The organism is Rhodococcus sp. (in: high G+C Gram-positive bacteria) (assembly GCF_049286785.1).
Lineage (GTDB): Bacteria > Actinomycetota > Actinomycetes > Mycobacteriales > Mycobacteriaceae > Rhodococcus_F.
In genome coordinates, this window is the sequence record NZ_JBAQEO010000153.1 from 1 (window position 1) to 10,112 (window position 10,112).

9 protein-coding genes and 2 pseudogenes are annotated in these 10,112 nt (G+C 64.6%); 4 read left to right on the forward strand and 7 right to left on the reverse strand.

The features are described from left to right. Positions 1-243 precede the first annotated feature (243 nt). The gene (locus WAW17_RS06070) at positions 244-561 is read right to left on the reverse strand and encodes a hypothetical protein (RefSeq protein WP_422332101.1); all 318 of its coding nucleotides are present in this window, start codon (positions 559-561) and stop codon (positions 244-246) included. 779 nt (positions 562-1,340) lie between these two features. Between WAW17_RS06070 and WAW17_RS06075 the strand changes: the two are divergent. After that, a pseudogene (locus WAW17_RS06075) lies at positions 1,341-2,261 on the forward strand (IS3 family transposase); the annotation flags it as partial. A 109-nt stretch (positions 2,262-2,370) separates the two neighbouring features. Here WAW17_RS06075 and WAW17_RS06080 read toward each other — a convergent pair. Beyond that, complete coding sequence (locus WAW17_RS06080; RefSeq protein ID WP_422332102.1) at positions 2,371-2,652, reverse strand: three-helix bundle dimerization domain-containing protein; 282 nt, start codon at positions 2,650-2,652, stop codon at positions 2,371-2,373. 220 nt (positions 2,653-2,872) lie between these two features. On the opposite strand from WAW17_RS06080, the gene WAW17_RS06085 reads away from it, so the two are divergent. Continuing rightward, positions 2,873-3,121: a hypothetical protein gene (locus WAW17_RS06085; protein ID WP_422332103.1), complete on the forward strand. Its 249-nt coding sequence runs from the start codon at positions 2,873-2,875 to the stop codon at positions 3,119-3,121. Positions 3,122-3,226: 105 nt separating this feature from the next. Here the strand turns inward: WAW17_RS06085 and WAW17_RS06090 are convergent, their stop codons facing one another. From WAW17_RS06090 to WAW17_RS06110, 5 genes and pseudogenes are all read right to left on the reverse strand, one after another. Next, positions 3,227-3,754, reverse strand: a complete 528-nt coding sequence (locus WAW17_RS06090; RefSeq protein WP_422332104.1) for a DUF6328 family protein — start codon at positions 3,752-3,754, stop codon at positions 3,227-3,229. Positions 3,755-3,778: 24 nt separating this feature from the next. After that, positions 3,779-5,272: a CYTH and CHAD domain-containing protein gene (locus WAW17_RS06095; RefSeq protein ID WP_422332105.1), complete on the reverse strand. Its 1,494-nt coding sequence runs from the start codon at positions 5,270-5,272 to the stop codon at positions 3,779-3,781. A 324-nt stretch (positions 5,273-5,596) separates the two neighbouring features. Continuing rightward, positions 5,597-5,830, reverse strand: coding sequence for a hypothetical protein (locus WAW17_RS06100; protein ID WP_422332106.1), 234 nt, complete (start codon positions 5,828-5,830; stop codon positions 5,597-5,599). A 294-nt stretch (positions 5,831-6,124) separates the two neighbouring features. Then, positions 6,125-6,613, reverse strand: a complete 489-nt coding sequence (locus tag WAW17_RS06105) for a transposase (RefSeq protein ID WP_422332107.1) — start codon at positions 6,611-6,613, stop codon at positions 6,125-6,127. A 22-nt stretch (positions 6,614-6,635) separates the two neighbouring features. After that, positions 6,636-6,983, reverse strand: a pseudogene (locus WAW17_RS06110) (transposase); the annotation flags it as partial. Between the two features lie 678 nt (positions 6,984-7,661). Between WAW17_RS06110 and WAW17_RS06115 the strand changes: the two are divergent. Both WAW17_RS06115 and WAW17_RS06120 read left to right on the forward strand, forming a co-directional pair. Further along, entirely contained in the window at positions 7,662-9,089 is a 1,428-nt protein-coding gene (locus WAW17_RS06115; protein WP_422332108.1) for a MadS family sensor histidine kinase, read from the forward strand. 14 nt (positions 9,090-9,103) lie between these two features. After that, on the forward strand, positions 9,104-9,781 hold the full coding sequence (locus WAW17_RS06120; RefSeq protein ID WP_422332109.1) for a MadR family response regulator transcription factor: 678 nt from the start codon (positions 9,104-9,106) through the stop codon (positions 9,779-9,781). Positions 9,782-10,112: the final 331 nt, after the last annotated feature.

The following is a 10,112-nucleotide window of genomic DNA, read 5'->3' on the forward strand; positions in this document are numbered from 1 at the left end:
CATCACCCCTCATACAGGACACGGTAAGCCTGCAACGTCAGTTCCGAACAACACCACAGCGCAAGACACCTCCGGTGCGGCTTTGCCACGACTCAGACATACCCCGACAGATCTCCGGTGAGATCGACGTAGCCCCTGCAGGACCTCATCCGCGTCAGTCATGTAATCGACTGACTGCTAGCACAATTCGTGTGCACGATGTTTGACGCCGCCCAGAACCGGCCACGAAGCGGCTACCGCCGATCATTCTCCCCGGTGACGCCCGGGTGTCCGCACGGCCGAATCCGGGTCCGAGCTCGGGTCCGGGGCGGAGCGGTAAGAGCCCGGATCGATCGTCAGGTCTTCGGTGTCGGCAAAAATTAGCCGCCCGTCGTCGAGCGCGACCGCCCACCGATGCACCGGCGCCCACTCGTGCCCACCACCGCCAGGGTCGGTCACCGCCGCATAGTCCTCGACCACCTCACCGGTGAGATCGGCCCCGGAGCACCTACGGACCAGCACCCGGACACCGACCGCCAACTCCGGGCCACCGACCGGCCGATTGCTACTGTTTCGGGCCATGCTGATGCACCTCTTCGCTCGGCGAAACTCGGAGATCGAGCATAAGCACCACCCGGCCCGGTACGCGACCCGACCTGCACGAACACCATCCGCGATCGGGAACGCCGCCGGAGCAGTCGGCTGTCATCGGCGGTCGGTGTTCGCTACCTGTACCCCCTGTTTCCCATTCGAGCGGCAACTGCGAAGGAGCAGCCACTGATCGCAGGAGGAGCAGGACACAACGCTGACTACGGACTCGGCCACCGCCATGCGCGGCAACGACGCCGACGTCGGCGTGCACTGCTCGAGAGGGTCAACGGCTGCCGCCCGTCCCGGCCGCAGGACGCGGGCATCAGCGGCGCCCCAAAAACGCCAAGTCAGACTGCCACAGCCACTGAAGCTCGGGCAGCGCCAGCACCGCAAGCCCAGCGAACTCAAGCGCGAGAAAGTCGAGGAATACATCTCCGCCTGAACTGAAACACCCGACGCTCGCGGAGAAACCTGCCGAAACACCACCGCGGATTCCGTTGCACAATCGAAGGGAGGGAAGCAGAGATCCTGCGGGAGGCGACGATGCGTCGGGAGGAGCCGGCGCCGGTACCGGTAGCCGCACCGATCCGGTGGTGGCGGCTGCGCCCGTGGAGCCGCAACCACCTGATGCGCCCCAGCGACCGCTCCGAGGCCACCGGGGGTTCCCCCTGAGTAAGGACATCGTGAACACTGGGTCGTGAAGGTCCCAGAGGAAGAGATGTCACTGGTGGCGATGAAGGCTTACTCGGCGGAGTTCAAGGCCGATGCCGGAGATCCTGCGCAAGGCGGCGAGGTATTTCGCGGGCGAGACGAATTGGTGAGCCGCTTCCAGTTCGTTGACGACCACTGCGATACCGTTCCGGTGAAGTGGCTGTGCCAGATTCTCGAAGTCTCCCGCTCGGGTTTCTACCGGTGGCGGACCTCTGCGCCGGCCCGGGCCGCCGCGCCCGCGCCGACGAGGAGCTGGCCGCGCGGATCCGCGCCATGCATGCCGACTCCGACGACACCTACAGTGTTCCGCGGGTGACCGCCGAGCTGCGCGAGGCCGGAATCGAAGTCAATCACAAGCGGGTCGAGCGGGTGATGCGTGAGAACGGGATCGTCGGGGTGCACCTGCGCAAACCGGTGCGCACCACCGTCCCCGATCCCGATGCGGCCGTGGTGACGGACCTGATCCGGCAGTGTTTCACCGCGAGCGCACCGAACACCCGATACGTCGGCGACATTCCCCCAAGCACTCCGTGCAGGGAGGTACCCCCACCTACCTCCCAGTCGGTGACGGCGAATTTCTGTATCTGGCGACGGTGTTGGACCTGAGTTCGCGACGGTTGGCGGGGTGGTCGATCGCCGATAACATGCGCACCGGACTGGTCACCGATGCACTGCGGACGGCGGCCGCCGTACGTGGCGCGTCCGGCCTGAACGGCTCAATTTTCCACTCCGACAATGGCGCCCAGTATGCATCGGCCGAGTTCGCCGACCTCTGCCGCGATGGGGGTGACCCCGTCGCGGGGTGCGGTCGGAACGTCGGCGGACAACGCGGCCGCCGAGTCGCTGAACGCGACGTTGAAACGGGAGACGCTGAAGGGGCGGAAGCGCTGGAACAGTGCGGGTGAGGCCGCGCCGTCGTCTTCCGCTGGATCACGCAATACAACACCAGAAGGAGGCATTCCACTCTCGGCCAGATCTGACCGCCGGTCGGTCCTGTGCCCCACGCGGTGTGTCGGGATGCTCGTGCGCGTGAGGATGCCGAAGGCGCGTTCGGAGGAGATGCCGTAGACGAGCATGAGCTTGGGACCCCTAGCCTCCCCGTTTGGTGATGTATCGGGGGCCCGGGGGGTCATGGCGCGCCTCGGGCACTGTCGGGTACGCCGTGGACGGTGTGATGGTCAGGGATTCGTCGAGGGCGCGGGTGGCGGCGCGTTCGACAAGCAGGGGCACGAAGTCCCGGATCTGGCATCCGTCGAATCGGTGGTGGGCGGTCTGAATCGCATTGTCGACCCGGTCGGTGTCGAGGAACTGATATCGCTGGATCAGATGTGCGCGCACCGCGTCGATGTGCTGTTCTTCGGTGACGTCCATGACAGAAATTGTGGTCCCGTCGACGGCGGTCGGGAAGGGTTTTCCTGAGTTCACCAGCTCGAACACCCACCCATTTTCGGACCGTTGCGGAGACCGGGGCGGGTTGACGTCGGGCGTCCGACTCGGCAACGATGGCTCGTTGGATTGCAGCGGCGCAGTCTCGTCACCTCCGCGGCGCTACCCATCTGGATTCCGGCCGCACCAAGCAAGAGAGCACCGGATGACACCGACCCAGAACGACCCCGATACCGCCCAGGCGCGGGTATTCCGCGACCTGCTGCACGAGGAGATCGCAGCACTCACGTCCCGGATCGAGACCGCCCGAGGACACATTGATCGAGGCGGCACCGAGGACCGGGAGCTGGGTGCACGTCTGCACACGCAACTCGCCGAGGCACATCAGCTGGTGGCCCGGCTGACTGCCCGGTACCCGGAACTGCGCAGTACCGGCCGGCTCGCCGGACAATGACGGCCGTCCTGGAGGGATCAGGTGCTGCGGTATGTCGACGGCGGCGCGACCAGGGGAAAATTCATGGTGGTCACGCTCGCGGGTAGCCCGATCTGCGGCCACTCCCTAGTCACGCGTGGGGGGATCGTCGTCGATGCGGTGCCGCAGTCGCAGGATTGTCGCCAGCAGGGACAGCCCGCAGAAGATGGCCGCTGCTACCGCGGCCGCGACGAGGCCGACCGTCGGCGACACGACGAAGCTGAAGATGAGAAGCACGACCCCCACGAGCGCCGCCCCGAGGGTAGCGATACCGCAGACCGCGAGCTTGTGCGAGGTGGACACCAGCACGGGAAGGGCATGCTGGCGGAACAGGGCGCGATGGATTCCGACCGGCGCGATCAGCAGCATCGTCGACAGGACCGACAGGGCGACCGTGACGAGGTAGACACCGACCTCGAAGTCCGTCAGGTCCTCGAAGCGCTGCTGGAACGGCAACGTCAGCAAGAACCCGGTGAGCAGTTGCACTCCGGTCTGCACGACCCGCAGTTCCTGGAGCAGCGCCGACCAGTTGCGGTCGAGCCGTTGGGTTTCCGTCTCGTGGCGTGCGCGGTAGTTCCACTCTTCGTCCGCCCGCTCGTCACTGCTATCTGGCATGTCCAACCCGCCGTGCTCGAAGGGTCAGGTGGCGAGCCGGGCTGCATCCTCGCGGGCGCGGCGCGCGGCCTGCAGCTCGAGCCCGTAGAGCAACCCGAAGGTGAACCCGTTCTCGCCGCCGGTGCTCCCGGCGCGGGCACCGAGGGTGCGGAGGGTGCCCAGGGCCACCACGCTGTCCTGGTGCTCCCCGAGAACCTTCTGGACCTTCTTGTATTCGGCGACCCGCTTCTTGCCCTTCTTCTTCCCGACCAGCCCGCGGGTGAGTTCGCCGGCGTAGCGGGCCCGCTTCGCGGCCTTCCGAGCCCGGTGCAGGGCCTCGTCGTCGCCGTCGTCGAGGGCGGCAGCCAACCTCTTGTCCGCCTTGCGACGCGCCTTCCGCGCGGCCTTCTTCAGCACCCGCTCACCGGAGGCTGCGTCCTCGGTCAGCGGCGGTGCGGTGCGCCACCGCGCCAGCCCGGCGAGCACCGCCCGGTACCGGTCGCCGTCGACGGTTTCCATCACCTCGGCCCGGTACCGGAGTTGCTCGGCGAGCAGATCATTCTCGATGCGGGCGGCGACCGGACCGAGCACCAGCTCCTCGGGCAGGTCGGTGACCGCGGCGGCGAACCGGGCGCGTTGGACCTGCCGGTCCCGCACCTCACCGAGCACCCCCGCGTACCAGGACAGTTCCTCGTCGAGCCGGGACCGGGCGGCGGGGTCCAGCATTTTCTTGAACACCCGCAGGGTGCTGCGGAACCGGCGGATCCCGACCCGGGTGGCATGGACCGGGTCCAACCCGCGGCGCAGCCACACATCCCCGGCGACGATCGCCTGCACCTGGGTGTCGAGATAGTCGGTCAACAACTCCCGAACCCCCTCCACACCGGAGTCGTCGGCGCCGGAGTCGTCGTCGGCGGGGCCCGGACCGTTCGGGTTCAGCGCCCGGGACAGTTTCGACGGATACCGGAACGGGCGGGCGTCGTCCCGGGTCAGCCGTTTACCGATCGCCTCGAGTAGTTTCCCGTCGCCGCTCTCGCCCAGTTCGACCTCCACCTCGCGCCATTCACTGGCAACCGCGCCGTCCCCGCCAGACGCCGCGGCGACCGCGGTGGCGTGCACCGTGTCGTCGGCGACCTCGGTGAGCAGGTTTCCATCCGGGTCGAGCATCCGGCGCCGGCGCCGGACGGTCGAGATAGACGCCACCGGATGCACCGGTTTGCCCAGGGCCACCCCCGAGACCAGTGTGGCCAGCTCATCGGGCACCGAATCGTCCGCGCCGAGTGGCACTCGGATTTCGGTGCGCGCCTTGCGGTCGGGCACCTTCAGCTGCCAGCCCGCGTCGGTGTCGCCGGATCGGCGCCGCAACGTGACGTGGTGGCGGAGCAGGTCCCGGTCCATGGTGTCGAAGTATTCGTTGTCGAGGGTGACGGTCTGCTCGTCGAGCCGACCTCCCGGCGGAACCAGGTCGTTCAGGTCCGGTACCGCGAAGTCGGCGCCGACGTCGTACTTGTCTTCCCGTTCTTGCTGCGCCGTGCTCATGGATCCAGACTGCCCGTCCCGGTCGGTGGTTAACCAGGAAAGCGGCTTGGCACACCAATCATCGGAAGGTCGACGCGGGGCCCGCCGATAATAGAACATTGACCGGCTCGTCCCGGAAGCCGGCGCCTGACCGAAACTCGCTGACCAGCACGAACCCGATAGCCCCGTCCGGTGACATTCCCATGCCGGGACGGCGGATTCTCATAGTCGTTGCAACACAGGCCATATGGGGAGCCATTCTCCCCTGGTCAGCGACACTTCCGTAAGCCGGCGCAGTCCCCACTCCATTTCATCAAGAAGATGTCGAGAATCGATCCCTTTTCGTCACAGCCTCTGACCTGCGGATTCGGTAGGTCGGAAAACCAAAGTGCCGTCATCCGTCGCGACGGCCCACCGGCGCACCGGCGCCCACTCGTGACCGGCACTCACGCCCGCCTCGGCGGCGTAGTCGTCGACCACCACACCGAGCACCCACGCCGAACGGGCGCCGCCCGCCCGAACCCGGACCCGTGCCCCCGGCACGATCGGGCCACGGTTCTCCTTCGGCGTGTCGGGCATGGAAATGACTGTGGCACCCCTACCCCAGTGGCGTCGGCCGAGCCAAACCCCCGCCGGGATGAGTGACGACGTGAGACAAAGCCCCAGCCACACGAAGACGGCAGTGTGTACCTCAGCCCGCTCCCTGCACCACCGCGACCGCGCGATCTGCGTCCGGTCGATGCGCCGCCGGTGCCGGCGAGCAGCGTCGCACGCAGCTCCCGCAGCCCGGACAGCTCCTCGAAGGGGTGCGCCCGCACCCTGCGGAACCGCAATGCGTCTACGGTCTCCGGTTCGTCGTCGACGTGGTCGCGATCATGGCGATGTAGACCATCGCTTCATGATGGTCGGGCCACGTTTCGTAGGCGCGGACGCAGCGCCGGTGTTTGCAGATCCACGCGAACGTTCTCTCGACCACCACCGTCGGGGAAGAACCTTGATTCCCTTGGCATCGTCGGTGCGTTTGACGACCTGAACAGTCAGCGACAGAACATTTTTCGCCCACTCGATCAGCCTGCCGGCGTAGCCGCCGTCGGCCCACCAAACTGATCGTTGAGAAGTGAGCGCGCAGCGCAGCCAGGAGTCGGCACGCGCCATCCCGGTCCCCGCCATCGTCACCACGCCCGCCAGCAACAGCCCGCTCGAGTCCACGGCGATGTGGCGTTTGCGCCCGTTCGTTTTCTTTACCGCATCGCATCCACGACTCGACCCGGGCACGGTGTCGGGACCCTGCACCGATTGGGAGTCGATGATCGCCGCCGACGGCTGCGGATCGCGGCCACCTCGCACACGGGGCGCGATCACGCGATGCGTCGTGGATCCGCCGCCATACTCCCGCGCGGACCCAGCGGACGAAGATCGCGTACACCGTGGTGGCGGGCGGGAACTCCGCCGCCAACTGCCGCCACGCGATGCCACCCCGCACGACGTAGAAGATGGCATCGAGCACCAGACGGCGACAATGTTCTTTCGGGTCGGCCACCACGGCCTCCGGTGTAACCGGCGGGTGAGAGCAGGGGTTCGAGGAACCCCACCGTGCATCGTGCACCGACGACGAGGGATCCACCGCGCAGCGGTGCCCGCTCGACCGGTCCGGGGTCGGGCATGACGGGCACAGTTCGATGAGCGATGATGGCAAGTGAACTCCTGGTAGGGCTGGGACGAAAGCACTCACTGACCTACCAGGAGTTCACCTGTTTCCCATCCGTCACACGCCGACAATCACCGAGTTTTCAAATGCTCACTTAGAGTGGGAGCGGGTGTAGACCGGTTGTACGGTCCTGCAGTCGCAAGCATGGCATCGATACGCGAAACGCCGTCGACTACGTGACGTAGCCCGAAGGAGTGATTTCGTACGTTTTCGTACCGTTCCCGGTGAACGTGTGGCCGTCGAGCATTGCTACCACGTTTCTACGAGATCCCGCCCTACCCGGTTGACCAGGTTGGGGCCTACCCGGGAGCAGGTTGGCCGACGCGTTGCAGTTCAGTACCGTCAATAGTGCGACAACTATGAGCCACGAGTGTGGTATCGGTGGAGTTACGCACGGTAGGTGGGTGAGTTGACGGTGATTTCAGATCTGCTGGGAGATGGTGGCCTCAGGTTGAATTCCTTGCCGGAGCCGACCTCAACTGATCTCCGGTTTTTCCGCGCACCATTTCTGCCTTCCGCGACTGCCGGGCCGGATCAGGTCGATAGGTCAGCCCGCGGAGGCCTTCACCCGCACAGCTTGTATAGCGTCAGTCAGCAGACCGCCGGAAGACCATGGCCGTCACTCCTCACCACGCAGTACACGTGTGCGTCGTCCACCAACTCAGCTGTTGGTGGGATACAGGCCTCATTATGGGGCGCGTCATGATCTTGCCTTCGAATGTCCCAAGCACGACTGAGTCCCGTGAGATCGAACTCCTCACAGGCGTCCGAACAGGAAAAAGTACCTTCTACTCGGAGTTTCGAGGTGCAGCTGAGCGGCTCGAACGCGCAGTTCACGCTCTCGATACGATCTCTCGGGCGCTGGTGCAAACGGTCGAAGGCCCTGAGCAGCTGGTCCGTGCGGTAGCAGAAGCGGCCCGCTCACATCTCGGCGCCGAATGGGTGCTGATAGCCCTGGCAGACGGCGCGCTGCCGGAAGCTCTGCCCCGACACCTGATACTCGACGAGGCTGGTCGTGCTTACGCCTTCGAGGGTTTGCCGAACGCTGAGTACCCTGGTACTAATCTGCCGTCTGCCGTACTGAACCGGTTGAACGACATCCTGCGCGGGCAATTCGCGCAGTGCATTCACCCCGTGATCGAGGATCACCGAGCGCACGTTCCGATGAAACTAGACGGCGGCGTGATCGGTGCGTTCGCCGCGTGGACGCCGCCGCAGCGGACTCTAGACAGCACCGATGAATCGGTGATGCAAATATTGGCTAGTCAGACGGCCGTCGCATTGCAGAACTCGGCATTGTTTCAAGAGTCACAGCGCCTGCTGGAGCGGGCTGAACAAGGCTTCTCCGAAGCCAGTCGGCATGCTCTGGACCTCGCCGAGCGGAACGCCGAACTGCTTGCCGCCCAACGCCAACTCGGCGCTGCTCAACAGCATCAGGTGCTCAACTCGGAGCGACATCGGATCGCCAGGGAACTACACGATAGCGTCACTCAATGCGTGTTGTCGGCCGGGATGCAGATCGAAGTGTGTCGCACCGCGATTGCCGAGGAGGAACGCGGACAACGGCTGGAACTCGCAAAACATCTGACCCGCGCCGCTGTCGAGCAGCTTCGATCAGCTATTTATGCTCTGAATCGTCCAGGAGATTCGACTCATTCGACGCTGCCTGAACTGCTCGAGCAACTCTGCACCTTACACATGCCGGAAGACTTGCGTGTCACGTTGCGCATCGATGGCGCGGTGGTCGAGTTGCCGAATGAAACCGAGCACGCGTTGTTGCGAATCGCAGGGGAGGCCCTGTTCAACGCTGCGATGCACGGCAACGCAACTCGAGCGATTGTGCGACTTGCTTATCGATCGGACAGTGTGTCGCTATCGGTCGCCGACGATGGCGACGGCGATCCGGCGAAGCTGCGGTTGATGGTGCGTATGGCAAGTGCCGGAGACGTAGACGGGCATCATCGGGGACTCGCGAATATGACGGCACGTGCTCGCGACCACGGTGGCGTGCTCGAGGTACGACGGTCACGAATCGGTGGTGTTCTGATAGCGGCTACGATTCCACGGCCGGATGCTCCGGACAGTGAGCAGCATACTGCGGAACCTGAGCGAAAGGGAATCCGAACATGATGAGTCCAACGGGTATGGGTGCGGGGGCGAGTCTTCGGCGGAGTCATCGATCGCCCGCCGTGGTGCGAATGGTGTTGGTTGATGATCACGCAATGCTCCGGCAAGGATTACGTTCCGTCCTCGAACGTGAGGAGGATCTGACGGTAGTCGGTGAAGCGGCGTCGCAGGCGGAAGCCGAAGCGGTGGTTCGGGCTGTCGAACCGGATGTCGTGGTTTTGGATCTTAAGCTGTCGTCCAGCTCGGATTACGATGGTCTTACGCTGTGCGCCAAGCTGTCCGCTGCGCACGACGGAATCGGCCTACTCGTGCTGACTACATTTCTCAATGACGAACTAGTGGTGCGTGCCGTGCACGCCGGTGCGCGGGGTTACGTGGTCAAGGATGTTGACACCACCGAATTGGTGCGGGCAATCCGGGCAATTTCGGTTGGCGAGAGCGCGTTCGACGCGCACAGTGCTGCAGCACTGGTTCGCTCGATGAATAGCCATACGGCGCCCCCCGAGCGCCTTACTCCCCGCGAGCAGGAGGTCCTTCGCTTGCTAGCGGTCGGGCAGTCAAACGCGAAGATCGGCGAGCGGTTGTTCATCTCTTCCACGACGGTCAAGTTTCATGTCAAGAACATCCTGCGCAAGCTTGGCGTCGCCGGGCGTGCGGAGGCAGTGTACGAGGCCAACAAGCAAGGCCTGATCTGACAGTCACGTCGGATCTTCCTCGCTGAGATTTGCTCAGAATCGAAATCCTTTATGCAGTATAGTATTCACGACTCTAGTGGAGAGTCGATGTCCGACGATTGTCGAACGAATCGTGTCGTCGACGATTCGCCCACCAGGGTGTCGTAAGAGCTGTTGCGGGTGCAGTGCAGGGTCAACCGACCATCCGGTCATGCCGGTTTCCGCCACGGCGAAATGCCCTGTCGTGGTGGAAGAATTGGACTTCTCACAGAACCTTTTCAACCATCCCGAAGGGCATCTCGTAGGTGCAACTATCTCATACCCGCCCCATCGCCTCCGCGAGGTTCGATGA

Excerpts from the sequence above, each read along its gene's own strand:
- WAW17_RS06070 (WP_422332101.1), bottom strand. The coding sequence starts at position 561 with ATGGCCCGAAACAGTAGCAATCGGCCGGTCGGTGGCCCGGAGTTGGCG.
- WAW17_RS06080 (WP_422332102.1), bottom strand. The coding sequence starts at position 2,652 with ATGGACGTCACCGAAGAACAGCACATCGACGCGGTGCGCGCACATCTG.
- WAW17_RS06085 (WP_422332103.1), top strand. The coding sequence starts at position 2,873 with ATGACACCGACCCAGAACGACCCCGATACCGCCCAGGCGCGGGTATTC.
- WAW17_RS06090 (WP_422332104.1), bottom strand. The coding sequence starts at position 3,754 with ATGCCAGATAGCAGTGACGAGCGGGCGGACGAAGAGTGGAACTACCGC.
- WAW17_RS06095 (WP_422332105.1), bottom strand. The coding sequence starts at position 5,272 with ATGAGCACGGCGCAGCAAGAACGGGAAGACAAGTACGACGTCGGCGCC.
- WAW17_RS06100 (WP_422332106.1), bottom strand. The coding sequence starts at position 5,830 with ATGCCCGACACGCCGAAGGAGAACCGTGGCCCGATCGTGCCGGGGGCA.
- WAW17_RS06115 (WP_422332108.1), top strand. The coding sequence starts at position 7,662 with ATGATCTTGCCTTCGAATGTCCCAAGCACGACTGAGTCCCGTGAGATC.
- WAW17_RS06120 (WP_422332109.1), top strand. The coding sequence starts at position 9,104 with ATGGGTGCGGGGGCGAGTCTTCGGCGGAGTCATCGATCGCCCGCCGTG.